Source organism: Halodesulfurarchaeum sp. (assembly GCF_036626455.1).
In the GTDB taxonomy this organism is placed as follows: Archaea; Halobacteriota; Halobacteria; order Halobacteriales; family Halobacteriaceae; genus Halodesulfurarchaeum.
In genome coordinates this window covers 36,776-52,848 of record NZ_JAZKRK010000014.1, presented here as the reverse complement: position 1 = coordinate 52,848, position 16,073 = coordinate 36,776, and the positions used below count along the sequence as shown (strand labels likewise).

17 protein-coding genes are annotated in these 16,073 nt (G+C 63.1%); 4 read left to right on the top strand and 13 right to left on the bottom strand.

All coding sequences use genetic code 11. From position 1 onward, the window contains the following. From V5A26_RS06160 to glmM, 5 genes are all read right to left on the bottom strand, one after another. On the bottom strand, positions 1-176 hold a 176-nt coding region (locus V5A26_RS06160), incomplete at its 3' end, for a type IV pilin N-terminal domain-containing protein (protein ID WP_332320630.1). A 160-nt stretch (positions 177-336) separates the two neighbouring features. Beyond that, positions 337-540 carry a hypothetical protein gene (locus tag V5A26_RS06155; protein WP_332320531.1) on the bottom strand — a complete coding sequence of 68 codons (204 nt, stop codon included), beginning with the start codon at positions 538-540 and terminating at the stop codon, positions 337-339. Between the two features lie 39 nt (positions 541-579). Next, on the bottom strand, positions 580-780 hold the full coding sequence (locus V5A26_RS06150; RefSeq protein ID WP_332320532.1) for a hypothetical protein: 201 nt from the start codon (positions 778-780) through the stop codon (positions 580-582). Between the two features lie 41 nt (positions 781-821). Next, on the bottom strand, positions 822-1,262 hold the full coding sequence (locus tag V5A26_RS06145) for a metal-dependent transcriptional regulator (RefSeq protein WP_332320533.1): 441 nt from the start codon (positions 1,260-1,262) through the stop codon (positions 822-824). Between the two features lie 68 nt (positions 1,263-1,330). Then, positions 1,331-2,698 (bottom strand): phosphoglucosamine mutase, encoded by a 1,368-nt coding sequence (gene glmM, locus V5A26_RS06140; RefSeq protein ID WP_332320534.1) that lies wholly within the window; start codon positions 2,696-2,698, stop codon positions 1,331-1,333. A gap of 102 nt (positions 2,699-2,800) precedes the next feature. On the opposite strand from glmM, the gene prs reads away from it, so the two are divergent. After that, positions 2,801-3,652, top strand: coding sequence for a ribose-phosphate diphosphokinase (gene prs / locus V5A26_RS06135; protein ID WP_332320535.1), 852 nt, complete (start codon positions 2,801-2,803; stop codon positions 3,650-3,652). 6 nt (positions 3,653-3,658) lie between these two features. On the opposite strand, the gene ileS is transcribed toward prs, so the two are convergent. Next, positions 3,659-6,862, bottom strand: coding sequence for an isoleucine--tRNA ligase (gene ileS, locus V5A26_RS06130; protein ID WP_332320536.1), 3,204 nt, complete (start codon positions 6,860-6,862; stop codon positions 3,659-3,661). Positions 6,863-6,958: 96 nt separating this feature from the next. Here ileS and V5A26_RS06125 point away from each other — a divergent pair, with 96 nt between their 5' ends. Then, positions 6,959-7,381, top strand: coding sequence for an HIT family protein (locus V5A26_RS06125; protein WP_332320537.1), 423 nt, complete (start codon positions 6,959-6,961; stop codon positions 7,379-7,381). Between the two features lie 40 nt (positions 7,382-7,421). After that, positions 7,422-8,174 carry a ParA family protein gene (locus V5A26_RS06120; RefSeq protein WP_332320538.1) on the top strand — a complete coding sequence of 251 codons (753 nt, stop codon included), beginning with the start codon at positions 7,422-7,424 and terminating at the stop codon, positions 8,172-8,174. On the opposite strand, the gene V5A26_RS06115 is transcribed toward V5A26_RS06120, so the two are convergent. Then, a complete protein-coding gene (locus V5A26_RS06115) occupies positions 8,171-8,686 on the bottom strand; it encodes a DUF7858 family protein (RefSeq protein WP_332320539.1) in 516 nt (171 codons plus the stop codon). The genes V5A26_RS06120 and V5A26_RS06115 overlap by 4 nt on opposite strands. Before the next feature lie 170 nt (positions 8,687-8,856). Between V5A26_RS06115 and V5A26_RS06110 the strand changes: the two genes are divergently transcribed. Continuing rightward, positions 8,857-9,717 carry a transcription initiation factor IIB gene (locus tag V5A26_RS06110; protein ID WP_332322271.1) on the top strand — a complete coding sequence of 287 codons (861 nt, stop codon included), beginning with the start codon at positions 8,857-8,859 and terminating at the stop codon, positions 9,715-9,717. On the opposite strand, the gene V5A26_RS06105 is transcribed toward V5A26_RS06110, so the two are convergent. From V5A26_RS06105 to V5A26_RS06080, 6 genes are read right to left on the bottom strand one after another with little or no spacing between them, the layout of a single operon-like run. Further along, positions 9,714-10,415 (bottom strand): MinD/ParA family ATP-binding protein, encoded by a 702-nt coding sequence (locus V5A26_RS06105; RefSeq protein ID WP_332320541.1) that lies wholly within the window; start codon positions 10,413-10,415, stop codon positions 9,714-9,716. The two genes, V5A26_RS06110 and V5A26_RS06105, sit on opposite strands and share 4 nt — an antisense overlap. Further along, on the bottom strand, positions 10,412-10,819 hold the full coding sequence (locus V5A26_RS06100; RefSeq protein WP_332320542.1) for a DUF7857 domain-containing protein: 408 nt from the start codon (positions 10,817-10,819) through the stop codon (positions 10,412-10,414). The genes V5A26_RS06105 and V5A26_RS06100 overlap by 4 nt, the downstream gene beginning before the upstream one ends. Before the next feature lie 26 nt (positions 10,820-10,845). Further along, positions 10,846-11,673 carry a DUF7856 family protein gene (locus V5A26_RS06095; protein ID WP_332320543.1) on the bottom strand — a complete coding sequence of 276 codons (828 nt, stop codon included), beginning with the start codon at positions 11,671-11,673 and terminating at the stop codon, positions 10,846-10,848. Further along, positions 11,670-12,008 carry a DUF7855 family protein gene (locus V5A26_RS06090; protein ID WP_332320544.1) on the bottom strand — a complete coding sequence of 113 codons (339 nt, stop codon included), beginning with the start codon at positions 12,006-12,008 and terminating at the stop codon, positions 11,670-11,672. The genes V5A26_RS06095 and V5A26_RS06090 overlap by 4 nt, the downstream gene beginning before the upstream one ends. Before the next feature lie 38 nt (positions 12,009-12,046). Further along, a complete protein-coding gene (locus V5A26_RS06085; RefSeq protein WP_332320545.1) occupies positions 12,047-12,325 on the bottom strand; it encodes a DUF7854 family protein in 279 nt (92 codons plus the stop codon). Between the two features lie 43 nt (positions 12,326-12,368). Then, positions 12,369-16,058 (bottom strand): LAGLIDADG family homing endonuclease, encoded by a 3,690-nt coding sequence (locus V5A26_RS06080; RefSeq protein WP_332320546.1) that lies wholly within the window; start codon positions 16,056-16,058, stop codon positions 12,369-12,371. Between the last annotated feature and the right edge of the window lie 15 nt (positions 16,059-16,073).

The window sequence follows — 16,073 nt, the reverse complement described above, 5'->3', positions numbered from 1 at the left end:
GCATCCTGCATCGTAAGACTCGCTTGGGGCGCCTGTTGAATATCCCCACCAATTCCGAGCACGAAACTCCCGATAACCGCGGCCAGAATCACGGTAATTGCCACCATCAGAATGACTCCGATGACCGGTGACACGCCACGCTTGTCCAGTGTTTCGCCGAGTTGTGTGTCTATCATGGTATGTACGTCCGGATTCCCTGGACCGCCACCAAGTGGGGGTCCTAATGCCCGACGCTTACCGAATTTATGGTCCGACCACGGATAATCATGCGGATAGAGGAGTAAAAGGTGTCACAGACCCATACCGACCAAAACCCGACCGTTCACCGACCGCGTTTCACTCCCACGCCGCCGGGGCGTAGCCCAGGTACCGCACTGCAGTCGGGTAGGCCAGACCGAGAACGACCGCCAGGCCGATCTGAACCCAGATGCTCGGCTCGCCGCCGGGCCAGAAGAGTGTCAGCCCGGTCAACAGTACCGTGAGGATGACGATAAGCGCCAGGTAGTGGGGCAAAAGTTCCCGGATCGAATCCCAGTCCATATCCGCCCAAGAACTGCCACCCGCTTGGGTCTTCTGGGTTCAACCGCTCACAAAATGCCGAATGCTGAAATAAATGCCCGCGATGATGATGACCACGAAAAGCACCGGAATCGCAATGCCATAGCTGACGTACAACAATGACTCGAAGGCGTCACCGTACTGGGACTGGGAGAGCACAATCAGCCCCACGATGATGAGCGCGCCAAAAAGCACCCCTCGCGAGGGCAGCGACCATGTCATACCTGTTCTCTGAGAGGTGGCGTGATAGTCCTTGGCATCTCTCACGGCGAGAGGTGACTGCAGTGCTGGGCCTCCGGGTCATAACAGTCCGGACACTCCTCGGGCAACTCGACAAACCGGTCCAACCGCTTGGCGACTTCATCCGTGGTCGCGTGTTCCAGCCGACACGCCTCCTCGTGAAAGCCCTCGGTCACCCCCAGTTCCTGGACGAGGAAGCGCTCGATCCGACAGTGTTTGCGCAGGAGCGCAACCGCCTCCGTCTCGCCCTGGTCCGTGAGGGAGGCCCCACGGTGTTTCTCGTAAGTGACCAAACCCAGTTCAGTGAGGTGATTGAGGCGGTCGGTGACACTCGGTGGCGAGACCCCCAGGCGATCGGCGATCGCCCCGGTCGCTGCGGGATCACCGTCCCGAGACAACAGGTAGATCTCCTTGAGATACATCTCCACGCTTTCGCTGTAGGTTTTCTCGGAATGGTAGCTCATTTGGGATCACAGGATCGGCCGGAGCCGATCGGTAACTAACTGCATCGCTGTTCGAGGCGCGTCTCCTTTTACCCACCGCTCGCGGCGGCCGCTTCGAGCACCTCGACCAACCGGTCGACCAGTTCGGTCGCTCGCTCGCGCTCGTGAGCCTCCGCATACACCCGCACGACCGGTTCGGTCCCGCTCGGCCGCGCCAGAACCCACGCGTCCCCGAAATCGACCCGGTAGCCATCGATAGTCGTCACCTCGCCCTCCGTCCCTCTGGCCCACTCCCCAGCCCGCTCCACGAGCGTGGCCCGTTCGGCCTCGTCCTTGTAGTGCACGTTCCTGCGGACGTTTGCGTAGCCGTTGTACGGGGCGACGACCTCGCTGGCCGAGGCCTCCGTAATGAGTTCCAGGAACCGTGCCGCCGTGTACGCCCCATCCCGGTTGATGCGATAGGCCGGAAAGATCACGCCGCCGTTGCCCTCCCCCGCCACCGGCACCCGCTCCCCGGCTTGCTGGAGTTCACGGATCCGGGTCATGATCCGGGTGCTCCCAATGGGTGTCAGCTCCAGGTCGGCTCCAGTTGCGGCCGCCACGTCGACCAGTCGCTGGGAGACATTGACCGCCGAGACCGTGGTGTCACCGGCCGAAAGCGTTGCATCCGCGAGTGCGGCCAGCGTGGCGTCCCCCTCGATGTACGACCCGGTTTCGTCGAAGAAAATCGCCCGATCGGCGTCCCCGTCGTGGGCCACACCCACGTCAGCGTCGGTGGCCCGAACGAGGTGACCCAGATCCGAGAGGTTCGTTTCGACCGGCTCCGGATCCCGTCCCGGGAAGTGCCCGTCCGGATGGGCGTTCACCGTGTGCACCGAACAACCCAACTCGCGGAAGAACTCGGGACTCGTCAGAGCCCCCGCTCCGTGGCCCGGGTCCAGGGCCACAGTCAAGTCGGCCGCAGCAATCGCCTCCCGGTCGGCGGCCCCCAACAGCTCCCGAATATAGGCCCGCCCTGCCCACTCGACCGTCCGGTCCCGGCCTGTCATGTCCCAGTCCGCATACGCCGGATCGTCGTCCAAAAGCGCCGATTCGATCGCTTCCAGCCGTTCGACCGACAGTTCGACGCCGTCCGCCCCGACGAGTTTGATGCCGTTGTACGCCGGCGGATTGTGCGAGGCAGTGATCATGACCCCCGGGACCCCCTCGTCCGCGGCGTAGGACTGGAGCGCCGGCGTCGGAACGATTCCCAACCGATCCACGTCCGCGCCCACGCTCGCAAGCCCGCTCGCGGCCGTGTTGACGAGCATCGGCCCGGTCAATCGCGTGTCCCGCCCCAGCGCGACCCGATCAACTCCCCACACGGTGCCGGCCGCGGCTGCAACCCGAAGGACAAAGTCGGGTGTCAACTCCTCGGTAACCCGTCCCCGGGTGCCGCTGGACCCGAATACCTGCATTATCAGAGGGGAGGACAGGCACCCCCAAAGCCGTTGTGAAAACCCCGAATCGCCGTCTCGCCCATCATAACGTGTAAGCCAACCCCACCCAATCCCCTTCACATGATCGTTCCAGGGTCCTCCTCCCAAGCGGTGGCCGCCGAACTCGCCACCGAAATCGACGAGCCCCTCGCCGAAGTCGAATACCGGCGGTTTGCCGACGGAGAACTGCTGGTCGAAGTCCCACCCCAGGACGGGCGCGCAATCGTCGTCGCCGCCACCGGGTCGAGTGACGCACACATCCAGTTGCTCCAGCTCCAGGACGCCGTCCGCGAGGCCGGCGCCGACGAAGTCCTGACCGTCATCCCCTACATGGGCTATGCACGCCAGGACCGGGCCTTCGAATCGGGCCAACCGGTCACCGCCCGAGCCATGGCCAAGGCTATCGGGTCCGGTACGGACCGGGTGCTCACTGTCAGTCCCCACGAACCGGCGATTCGAGAGTTCTTCCCCGTCCCATGCGAGATGCTCGACGCGGCCGGTCGATTGGCCGAGCCGCTTCCGGCCGATCTCACCGACCCGATCTTCCTCGCCCCGGATCGCGGCGCTATCGACCTCGCAAAAACCGTTCGAGACGCCTACGGCACTGGCGAAACGGACGCCTTCGAGAAACACCGGGACAGAGAAACCGGCGCCGTCGAAATCACACCGGCGACCCTCGACGTCGCGGGCCGAGACCTGGTCGTCGTCGACGACATCATCGCCACGGGTCGCACGATGAGCGCTGCCATCGACGCCCTTGGCGAAGAGCCAGCGCGGGTGTTCGTCGGAGCCGTCCACCCGCTTCTGGTCGACGGCGCGCTGGCCAAACTCGCCAATGCGGGCGTTAAAGCCGTCTACGGCACCGATACGATCGAACGGTCGGTTTCAGAAGTCAGCGTCGCCCCGGTTATCGCCGACCTGCTCCAGGACTGAACCTGGTTACTCGGCCGGATCGATCGCCAGTTCAACCTTCGAGCCTTCGACGTCCCAGGACTCGCGGTGTCCATCCTCAACGTCGTCGATTTCGATCGCCCGGACCTCCTCGGTGATCAGGTCCTCGTGCTCGGCGACGAGTTTGGCGACCCCTTCGTCGTAGATCACGATCTCCAGGCGGACCGAGGCATCCATGTCCAGATCGAGGGTCTTGCGCATCTCCTGGGCCCGACGAATGATCTCGCGAGCGTAGCCCTCGCTTTCCACGTCCCGGGTGAGTTCGGCGTCAACATACACCCGGCCCCCTTCGAAGTCAGTTCCTGCGACCGATTCCGGCGGCACCTCTTCGAAGGAGACCATCGACTCGGAGAGCGTGACCGACTCCCCGAGGTCCGTGGTCACCGATTGTTCGAGTGCCTCGAGATCCGGCTCCGAGATGTGGGCGTCGTTGAGCGCTTCCATCACGTCATGGGCCTTGTCTCCAAACGCAGGCCCCAGTTCGCTCATGTCCGCTGTTGCCGTGTACCGAAGTTCCTCCCAATCCGACCCAGGCTCGACCACCTCGATCGTCCGGGCGTTCAGTCGCTCGGCCAGGAGATCGTCGTGATCCGACAGCGTCTCCACGACCGAGTCCGAGTCGGCGTCAACTACGACCCGGGTCACCGGCCAGCGAAGCTTCCGACCCGCATCCTGGCGGGCCCGCGAACCGGCCTCCTCGATGGCCCTGACGTGGGCGATCGCCTCCTCGAGCGAAGAATCGCGCAGGTTACCGTCGGGTTCGGGCCAATCGAGCATGTGAACAGAGGTAAGCCCCTTCCCAGCCGTAAGCCGTTGGTAGAGTTCTTCAGTGACAAAGGGCGCATACGGGGCCAAAAGGGCGATAGCCTCCTGCAAGACATGGGACAGGGTCGCATAGGCGGCTCGCTTCGAGCCGCTTTCCTCGGGATCCCACATCCGCTCGCGAACCACCTGAATGTAGTATCGCGAGACGTCCTCGACGATGAATTCGAGGATCGTATCCAGCGCCCGGTCCTGCTCGAAGTCCGCCCAGGCTTCATCGGCGGTCGCCTCGACGGTCTGGAGCCGTGAGAGCAGCCAGCGGTCGATCCGTTCGAGGGGCTCCCTTGACACGTCAAGTGCCAGCGGGTCGATGTCGTCCATCTCCATGTAGGGCAGCGGGAACCGGAAGGCGTTCCAGAGGATGTTGAGGTCTCGCTGCATCGTCTCGGTCCCCTCCCACGAGAAGCGCATGTCATCACCCTGGGCGGAGACCGAGAGGAGGAACAACCGCATGGGGTCCGCACCGTACTCGTCCATGACCTCGCCCGGATCGACGGTGATGTTCTTGGACTTGGACATCGCCCGGCCGTCGGGCATCAACGCGTGTCCGTGCATCAACACTTCGTGGTAGGGGACCTGATCGAGCGCGGCGGTGCCCATGCCCAACTGCGACCAGAACCAGCCCCGGGTCTGGTCGTGGGCTTCCATAATCAGATCCGCCGGCCAGAGCTCCTCAAAGGTCGCTTTATCGGTGGGATAGCCAAGCGTCCCCCAGGAGGCCACCGAGGAGTCGAGCCAGACGTCGAACACGTCCGGAACACGGGTGTACGTCCGGCCTTCCTTGCTGATCGTCAGGTCATCAACGCTCCCTTTATGGAGGTCAACGGACTCGGGATTGACGTCCTGATCGACCCGGTCGGCCAGTTCCTCGCGGGTGCCGATCACGAGTGCCTCCTCCATCGTGCCATTCCAGTCCTCCGGGATCCAGATCGGAATGGGGATGCCCCAGTACCGCTGGCGGGACACGTTCCAGTCCGGGGCCTCCTCGACGAAGTCCCGGAACCGACTGTCACGGGCCCATTCGGGGTGCCACTCGGTCTCCTCGATGTTCTCGAGGAGGTCGTCTTTCACGTCGGTGATCGTGATGTACCACTGGTCGGTGACGATCTGAATGATCGGGGTATCACACCGCCAGCAGTGCCCGTAGGAGTGGTGTTCGGTCTCCTGGGCAAGGAGGGCGCCGTTTTCCTCCAGATCTGCGATGATCTGCTCGTCGGCGTCCTTGACGTATTCCCCGGCGTAGGCCCCCGCCCGGTCGTCAAACGCGCCGTCCTCCCCCACCGGACAGAAGATCTCCAGGCCCAGTTCCGTCCCGCGCTCGAAGTCGACTTCCCCGTGGCCGGGCGCAGAGTGAACCAGTCCCGTGTCTTCGGCTTCCACATAATCCGCGGTGTAGACCTGCCCAGCGCCCTCGAAGTCCGGGGCGTCCGGGACTTGCTCGCGGAGCGGGTGGTCGTACTCCCACCCGACCAACTCCTCGCCGGAGTGGGTCGAAAGGACCTCGTAGTCGCTGTATCGACCGGCCTCGAGAACGTCCTCGACGAGTGATTCCTCGAGATAGAGCACGTCTTTCTCCGCGGCTTCACCGCTTCGATTCGAGGCGCGTTGCGCCTCCCTCTTCTCAGCCTCGACGGCGGCATAGCTCAGGTCTTCGTCGACCGCCACGAAGGTGTTCGCTGGGATGGTCCAGGGGGTGGTCGTCCAGATGACGAGCGAGCCCTCGCGATCGGAGAGCGGGAATTTCACGTAGATCGACGGGTCGGTCACATCCTCGTACTCGACCTCGTTGTTCGCGATCGCGGTCTGACAGCGGGGACACTGGTTTATCGAGCGCTGGCCCTGCTCGACGAGACCACGGTCGTGGGCCTGGTCGAACGCCCACCAGGCGGCCTCCATGTACTCGGGGTCGACTGTTTTGTACGGGTTCTCCCAGTCCATCCAGACCCCGAAGGACTGGAAATCGGTTTGCAGGCCTTCGAGTTGCTCCTCCGCGAAGGCCTTGCACTCCTCGATGAACCGCTGTTCGCCGAAGGCCTCGATGTCCTGTTTGTTCTCGAAGTCGAGTTTCTCCTCGACTTTCGTCTCGATGGGCAGGCCGTGCATGTCATAGCCCGGGCGATCGGTCACGTTGTAACCCTGCATCCGCCGGAACCGCAAGTGAGCGTCCTTTAGCGTCTTGTTCCAGGTCGTGCCCATATGGGCGGCTCCGGAGGTGTAAGGCGGCCCGTCGACGAAGAAGAAGTCCTCGCCGTCGGCCCGATGGTCTTTGGTCGCCTCATATGCGTCCACGTCGTCCCAGTACGCAAAGACCCGCTCCTCGACAGCCTGCGGGTCGTACTGATCGGGGACATCCCCGGCGAAGTGTGTCATACGGAGTGCCAATCGCTCCCGGGTAAAATGATAATCGGTCCGCGGGCCACATCCGCCCAATTAATGTTTTTGTGCACCCACCAGCAAACCGGAGACATGCCCGAATCCTGCATCTTCTGTCGGATCGCCGCCGGAGAGGCCACGGCGGCGAAAATTACCGAGGACGAACAGACCATTGCCTTCCTCGATGCCAACCCGCTCTCGCCGGGCCACACACTCGTAATCCCACGCACGCATGCAACGCGACTCGAAGACATGGACCCGGAGACCGGCCGGGCGATACTGGACCAGCTTCGAGTCCTCGCACCGGCAATCGAGGACGCTGTCGACGCCGATGCCACCACGGTCGGGTTCAACAACGGCCGGGCCGCGGGCCAAGAAGTCCCGCACGTTCACGGCCACATCATCCCCAGGTCGAGGGGCGACGGGGGTGGGCCGATTCATGCAGTCCTTCCCCGACAAAGCCCACCCGAGGAAGAGCCCGAAGACATCGCCGCGTCGATTGCAACCCGGCTGTGAGAAACGGGGATTTTTCCGACCCCACCGCTTGCGGGGAGTTATGGCTGGAACGAGTGTTGGATTCGTCGGCACAGTTGGCGGCATCGGAACCACGCGATCAGTGCTGGAAATCGGGGGCCTGCTCGCCAGTACCGGGGCGTCAGTCCTGGTCATCGACCTGGATTTCGCCATGCAGGGTCTCAGCCGGCATGTGGACGGGACCGTTCCTGTCGATTCGGCGGCCCTGCTAGCCGATCCTGAACACGACCTCGAGGAAACGATCCACGACGTGCGTGTCGACGGGGACGGTAAACTCGGAGTGATTCCAGCGGTCTCACCGTTCGTCAAGATCGCGGCGGCAAAAACCGAAACCGCGGGGGCCCGGGTGGGCGACCGGCTCGAAGCGGCGACCGAACGGGCCGATTGGGTACTCCTCGATGTGCCACCGGTCGTCTCGAACCAGGCCATCGGGGCCGTCACGGCGACCGATCGGACCATCGCAGTCATTCCGCCCACCGAGCGGGGTATCGATGCACTCCAGCGCGAGCGAGGGCGGCTCGCTGACGTGGGAACCGCCTTCGACGACGTACTCGCCGTGGGAGCCGGCGACGTCCCACCGGATGCTGATGCCCATCTTCCGGTGCTTCCCGATGGAGCGCCAGCCCACCGACCGGCCACCCTCGAAAGCGGCAGTTCGTTCACCAGCGCTGTAGCGCAGGCAACTGAGGCAGTGCTCCCGGTGACTGTCAAGGCCCCGGAACCGGAGGGCGCCCTCGACCGGTTAGAAAATCTTGGCGACCGGCTCCGACCCTAAAGGAAGTCGTTGGCGGCGGTCATCGTCTCGGCCAACGCGTCCCGCTTTTCGACCATCGCGTCCTCGCTCGAGGCCTGGGCGTCTTCGATCGCCTCTTCGGCCCCCGAAATCGGGTCGTGGGTCTCGATGTAGGCCCCGAGCGCGAATGCACGATCGCCCACGTCCACGAGTTCCTGGGCGTCGGTTCGTGAGAGGTCGCCGGCGAGCCAGTCCCGGCAGATGTCGCGCTGAAGCGGTGAGAGCGGAGAAAGGCCCTCGAACCCGAGGCGATAGAGGATCTTCGCGGCGGTAACCGGTGGGACCCCAGCCGCCGTCCCCGCCGCATCGACGCTCTGTCCCCCGCGGTATGCGGTGATTAGTGTCGCAGCCTGGTCCGCGCCACATGGAAGGGCCGACGCATACTCCTCGAGGACTGTCGAAAGCGACCCGCTCGCCCGGTCCACGACCGCGACGCCCCGGTCCTGTTGGGACCGGGTCGTGGCGACTCCCTCGGCGATATCCGAAAGCGACATGCTCGGGCTTGGGACGTGGCCGTTCAAAAACCTTCGTATGATAGTTAGTGTTCTAATATATTTGACCGGGAACCTACCGGTAACCGTTCGGTTCCAGGTCGCCGTCTCAAGGTTTGTCCCCCGGTTCAGCCCTCCCTTAAATACCCAATCGGAGTCAAGTATTAGATGTGATGAGCGTCACCGACACGACTCAGACCTGTCCCGAATGTGCCGGCTCGTTGCGCGTCGATGGAACCGAGACAGTCTGTCGCGAGTGTGGCCTGGTGGTCGAGGAGGACCGGCTCGATCGCGGGCCGGAATGGCGGAACTTCGACGACGAAGAGGATCGGCGCCGGACTGGCGCGCCCCTTTCCCGGTCCCGCCACGATCGTGGACTCTCCACCGAGATCGGTCACTCGACGCGGCTCTCCGGGCGCAAACGCCGGCGGCTCAGTCGCATGCGCCGCCAACACGACCGGGCGAAAGTCAGCTCGACCGCCGAGCGCAACCAGATCTACGGCTTCACCGAAATCCGTCGAGTTACTTCGGCACTCTCCCTTCCGACCGATATCCGCGACCAGGCCTGCGTGCTCTTTGAGACAGCCCAAAACCAAGACCTGCTGCCAGGACGCTCACTCGAAGGGTTCGCCGCTGCAGCAGTCTACGCAGTGTGCCGGACGAACGGCCTCTCCCGGACCACTGAAGAGATCACGGGCACCGCCAAAGCCACCCACGATGAGTTCCAGGCGGCCTACGACGCGATGAACCGCAACCTCGGGTTGCAAACCGGCCCGATCGATCCGGCCGAATACCTGCCTCGGTTCGCCACGGAACTGGACCTCGGGCCAGACGTCGAAGCGGCTGCACGACGCCGTCTCGAAGCGACAAACCAAGCCGACATCGGCGGCCGCAATCCGAGCGGTGTGGCCGCAGCGGCGCTGTACACCGTCACGTCAGTCGAAAAGGACGGTCCAACCCAAGCCGAAGCCGCCAAGTTGGCCGATGTCACCCCCGTAACCCTCAGATCCGCCGCTCAGGTTTTTTCGGACTAACTGTTCTTCGCGCCGCCAGTTGTGAGAGTGCCAGTTCGCCGGTCGCGAGCCACGGTTCGAAGCCGGTCGGCCACCGATTCGAATCGCTGGACTGGCTCCGGATCGGCATCAGTATACGAGACCGGCAACCCGGACTGCTGTGCCTCGTGAATGTCCTGGTGGGTCGGCACCGCCACCTGTGGGCCACCCAGGGTCTTCGTGACGGCGTCTCGCGTCTGAGCGGCTCGGTTCAACACCACGGCGCCGAGGTCGGTCCCCAACTCCCTGGCCAGGGAACGAGTCCGGACCGCATCCGCCAAGGTCGCCGGCTCCGGTGTCGTCACAAGCACACAGCAATCCGCGGCGACGATCGGCAGCGCCGCATCCGCGTCGAACCCGGCTGGCGCGTCGACGATCACGTACTCGTAGGTTTCCGACAGCGTCTCGAGAACCGGATTGAGCTCGGCTGGCTCCACGGACCGGGCCCCAGCAAGTGAGCGACCGGCCGGCAAAACCCCGACTGCCCAATCCGTTCGGACTGCGTCGAGCGGGTCGATCCGGCCTGCCAACACGTCATGGAGCGTCGGCCCACCGTCCGTGGGAAGATCGGCCATCCCCAGGTCGGCGTCGACGACGACCCCATCAAGTGCCGCAGCGAGATTGAGCGAGACCGTGCTCTTGCCGACACCACCCTTGCCCCCGCAGACGGTGACGATCACGGGCGATCACCCGTTTCCAAGGGGTTCGAATCACGCTCCCACCGGGGGCTCGTGAAGACACTGCGAGGGGGACGCGGATCACGAAAAGAGCGAGCGGTCGATCTGGTGTCACGGGACGGTTCGGGTACCTCGGCCGGTTCGGTCCAGGCGATCCTGGCAGGCGGGTCGACCGGACTCGCAGGCACAGCGTAGCCAAGCGCGTCCCGTTCGCCCGGGCCGAGAACACCCTCGTATCCGGACTCGTCCCAGCCCCGTTCGGGATACCCGCGGCGTCGCGGGGGCCACACTGGACCGTCGAGTTCGTTTGTCAGCCGGTACCTGGCGGGTTCATCATGTGGGTTTTCGACGATCACCGAGACGAGCGTTGCGCCGCCGATCTCGGTCGTCGATGTGACACAGTCCATGGGCCGACCTGGGCCGATAACCCGATTTAAACTCTCGCGAGAATCACCGGCGCGTCGAGGCCAGCCCGAGCGGTGACTGGTATCTCGAAGGGGCCATCGACGAGCACCACCGGGGCCGCCAGGTCGGCAATTCTGGCGATCGCAAGCGCGGCTTCCTGACTGGGCCCCGTGTAGTCCGAGGGCGGGGCCGGTTCGGCACCGATTGGAAGCCCCTGCAGCGCCCGTTCGAACGGCCCAGCGAGGACATCCAGAAACCACTCACGAGCCGCCCGCCGTCGGTTCTCTCGCCGATCCACGAGCGACAAGCGGTCTGCTCTGTCGTCCCGCGCCGCCGCGGCCTCCGATTCGGCGCGCGAAAGTGCCTCACGTGCCGCGATGGCTTCTGTCTCTGCCTCAGTCAACTCCCGTGTAAGCGCTGCGAGCCGCTCTTCGAGTTCTTCGACCGGGAGGTCGGCCTCCTGCCGGGCGTTCACCCGGCCACTCGTTCTTGCGACTTGCTCTTCTAACGCTGCGACGTCCGTGCCCGCTTCCGCTGCCCGCCGCCGCGCTGCCCGGAGGTTGGGTGTCTCCAGGTCGATCGACTCGATACGTCGTTCGAGCCGGGCTATCGCCGTCGCATGTGGTGATTCGAGACCGAGCGAACGCCCGGCCGCGGCCAACGCTACCCGACAGTCGAACTCCATCCCTGGCCGAATCGGCTCGAGATGGTCGTAAACTGGCGTCGGTTGCGGGGCGATCACCAGACTATCGGCCGGATCACGAATCGCCGCGGCGAGCCGGGTGGCCCGAATCGGTGTCCCTCGAAGGTCGATAGCTTGCCCCACTCGGTCCGTCTCTCCCACCTGGATTCTCATAACTCGCGATCCCGGAGCGAATCGATCGACGGGTGAGCCGTACCCGCGGCGAACTTCGTGTATGGGGTCGCCGCAGTCTCCCGGTTTGCGTAGGCAGTTGCGGCCGTTCTAACTGAGCCGGGGACGTGACTGAATTCGTTGAGGGGTTCAGTGCGAGCGACTTGCACGTCGGGCCCATGGCGCTCCCGCAGGCGAAGTGCCAGAAACGCGCCCAAATGGGTCTCTGCGAGCAGTGCGACGCGACCGAACCGACGCCGAAAGGCTTCGGGATATGCCCGCTCCGTGTTCCGGAGTTTCTGGCGGGCTTCCGACGAATAGGCAATGACCAACAACACGATTGAACCCGGTGCCCTCTGCCAAAAAAGTGGTTCGATTAGTCCGCGCGCTCGACCTCGATGGTGGGGCGTTCGGTATCGACCAGTTCCGCGATCTGTTCGCGGGCCCCAGCCGGTGTTTCCGCGACGACGACCAGCCCCTCGACGGCAGGTTCGCCGGTCGCCCGATACGCACACAATTGGCCGTCCTCGAAGTCAGTCGCGTAGGTCCGAAGTGTCCCCTGCACCCGGGCCTCCATGGTATCGAGATCGATCTCGCCGGCCTCGAAGGCCGAGAGGGCTTCCTCGACGGTTCGCAGCGCGGCGATGCGGTCCATGACGAGTGCTGTCGTGGGGCCCCAATGAGCATTCGGATCCCGATCAGGTCGTTCGGAGGTGTTCGGTCGTCGGTTCGTAGACCTCACCCTGCTGTTTCAGCTTATCGATCTCGTGTTCGGCTTTCGAGCGATCCATGTCGATCTCCTCGGCCCGAGCCAGCACCTCGTCGATCGGCGCGCCCTCGTCGAACTCGGCCTCGATCTCGGAGATGAGTTCCTTGATCGAGCGGATGCGATCCCGTTGGGACTTCGATTGACCGGTCTCGATCACGTCGGCGTCGTACTGGCCGGTCTCGGGGTCCATGCCGATCTCCTTCAACGTCGTATCGACGATGTCCAGGGCCCGCTCGGCGTCTTCGGTCTCGACGGTGTCAGACAGCCGGACCCGGGCTGAGGCCTCCGCAAGGCGGACGATGGCCTCCAGTTTCCGGGCGGTCACCGGGACCGGCGAGTCCTCACCCGTCCCCTGGGCCCGGAGGTCGACGTAGAAATCCCGAATACGGGATTCCGCGGCGTCGGTCATCGTCGGGAAGCACGTCGACCGTGCGTAAGCGATGTACTTTCGCATCAGATCCGGCTCGATCGCCGGCGAGACCGATTCAGTCGCCGTATCGACGTCCGCCGCGGAGACGTTCGAGGTGCTGACCTCGTTGCGGTGGGTATTGAGTTCGCCTGCGTAGTTGGTGCGGAGGATGTGCTCGGCGAGGTTGGCGTCCTTCTCCTGGTCAGGCTGGTCCGTGACCGTGAAAATGAGGTCAAAGCGGGAGATGAGGGCGGGTTCGAGATCGATCTGGTTGGCCGGGGTTTCGTAGCGGTCGAAGCGTCCGAGTTCGGGGTTGGCCGCGCCCAGCAGGGCACAGCGAGATTTGAGGGTGGCATTGATTCCGGCCTTGGAAATCGAAATCGATTGCTGCTCCAGTGCTTCGTGCATCGCCGAGCGATCGTCCGGGGCCATTTTATCCAATTCGTCGACCGCTGCAACACCCTTGTCAGCCAAGACCAGCGCGCCGGCTTCGAGGGACCACTGCTGGCCGTCGCCGAAATCGTCCCTGACGGCAGCCGCAGTCAGCCCGGCCGCGGAGCTGCCCTTCCCGGAGGTGTACACTGACCGCGGGGCGATATGTCGGATATATTGAAGGATTTGTGAGTTGTGCGAGAGGACGTTGTTGGAGAGATACGAATGGGTCCCTTCGACCTCCAGGTCATACACCCAGTCGTAATCCGGGTCAACTTCCTCGATATCTGTGATTTCCGCCCACGCCAGGTCTCCCTCAACGAGTCGAGAGAGGGCTCGAATGGAGTCAGCTTCTGCGAGTGCTGATTCAATTCGGTCGCGCAGGACGGCCCGTGCATCCTGTACGCGGCCGCCATCCGGAACTATTTCGCCCCGGCTGTACATCGAGACAGTTGTCTGCTTGACGCCGATGCCGTTTGCCAAATCAGTTTGTGAGATGCCGAGTTCCTGTCGAAGGCATTCCACAGTCTCCCAATCGGCCTCCACAAGCGTTTCGTGTGCGGATTCTAATTCCTGCAACCGGGATTCGAAAGTCGAAATGACCGCTCGCAGAGAGTCGCGTCCCGGATGTCGATCGCCCCGCTCGTAGTGCTGGAACGTGGATCGAGGAATGCCACATTCCGATTGCGTGAGCGCGAGCCGTTCTCTGATTCTTTGCAGTTCCGGTCCGACATCCGGAATCACATCCGTATTCGTGTTCTGTGGCGTCTCCTCAAACACCTCGCTTGCAGCTGTTTTTCGATCCGAGACAAAACCGACCATCGATTTATACCGGTTGAAGTCCCTGCCACTAATTCGAAGTCGGTAGGAATCACCCGCTTTCGCCTCGAAATGGCCACGTATGCCGAGGGAAAGGAGGAGCGATCGTACGTCCTTGAGGAGTTCATCGCTAACCGTGGCCACCGTAATCTCGCGTTCCTTCACTGAGACGTGACCCTCTCCCTCGATATACGCTTTGAGGAAATCCGCCCGAACCGGTTCCGACGATTCGAATACCGCTTCCGGCACGCGTTGGTGGGCCGATCCTTCGAGCAGCCGTGGCTCGAGTGATTCGAGGAACGTAGCGAATTCGCTTGAATTGCAAATGTATTCCTGGGCCGACTTGCCTGGGTGGGACGGTCGCTTCGTCACCGGCAGTCCGAGTTCCGCAAACTGGGTCTCGACATCTTCGAGAACCGCCTCCTCCTCGTTCGTGATCCCAACATACGCCGTGTTATCGTCACGGATCTCTGCATACCCTTCGGCAATGATGTATCCGAGCAACCGAGCAAGACCTGGAGTCAATCCAGACGGAAGGTCAACCCTGACTGCATTGTTCGATTGTGCCGAGCGGTACGGGACCGCAAGCGAATTATCGGCGGTCTGGGTCATGTTTCGAGGGACAGCAACAAACGTCCCTTCCGACAGTTCCTCACCAGTCACAGCCGTTGGTATCGATCTCGTAAGTGTGAAAAGTGGATGTGACGGAGTGATTTCGAGTTCCGAGCCATCCGAAAGGGAGACCCGATACATCTGTTCCGGCGCCTCCCGCTTCCAGACCTTCGTCGCGCTCGCTTCCTGGATCGACCCATCTTCAGCTAACGAGAGGACCGGGATGTCAGTCTCTGCGAAGACACCGTCATCGACCGGCTTTGGTGATTCGAGGTTCGCTTCGACGATATCGCGGATCTCCCGCCGGGTTCCGTCTGCAAGCGTGACGTTCGTTTCCCCTCGAACACATTTACCTGTACCCGGATCCCCGACCAAGAGAATGTGGACGTCCCCCCGAATTCTCGCTCCGTCGGGGAGATGTTTGGTCACCCCGGAGAACAACTGGAGCGCAATCGCGAGTTTCGCCACCTCAAAGCCGTAAATGGTCGGAGCGATGGAGTCGATGATCCGCTCGTAGACGTCCGGTTCCTCCGAGAGACGGATGATCTCCTCCCGCTCGGCATCGGTGATCTCCATCTCCTCGAACTCCTCGTCCTCGATCGTCACGTCGACGCCCTCGAGGTACATATCAAATACCCGAGAGTCCGTCGAGTCGATGTCGCTGTCGTCGAGCCGAAGGATGCCCGTTGCGGTGACGTGATCCCCCGGACTCACCTCACCGGTGATGTCGTCCTCGATATGCATGTCGATGTTCTCGGGGGTTTCACCACCGCCAAGCCCCTCCGGGCTCTCCTGGATCCGGAGTTTCTGGGCGTCGACGAACTCCGTCTCGTTCGCGCCGGTGAGAAACTGGAACGGACCCTCCCGTTCACAGCCATCACACTGATACGGGTCCTGAAAGTCGCCGTCGGCCTGGGGGACGACCGTGACGGTCCCACAACGCAGACACTCGAAGGCCGCCTGTTCGATCTTGGGTTTCACGCTCGTCGCCTTCCGCACGATCCCCTGGATAGCAATGAGCGTCCCGAGGTGTTCGGACCGGATCGCCCTGATCTCGGTCGCTTCGGGAAGGTTTGTGATCCGAACGTGGGCGTTCGCGAGGTCCTTGTCGACTGGCAGATCGTAGAGCCGAAGCGCCTCCTCGGCGGCGTCGAGGAAGCGATTTGGCGTCTCCAACAGGTCGTCCGCGAAGTCCGGATCGAACCGGAAGAGGTCCTGATAATCGATCTCCAGGGACTTCGCATCGCGGGGAAACTGCCGTGCGAGGTCCGCGATCGCACTGCTGTTATACTCGCGGAAGAACGTCTCGAATCTGTCGGTGAGTTCCTGATCCCGGGCCGAAGCCATTCGCCAATGAGTATT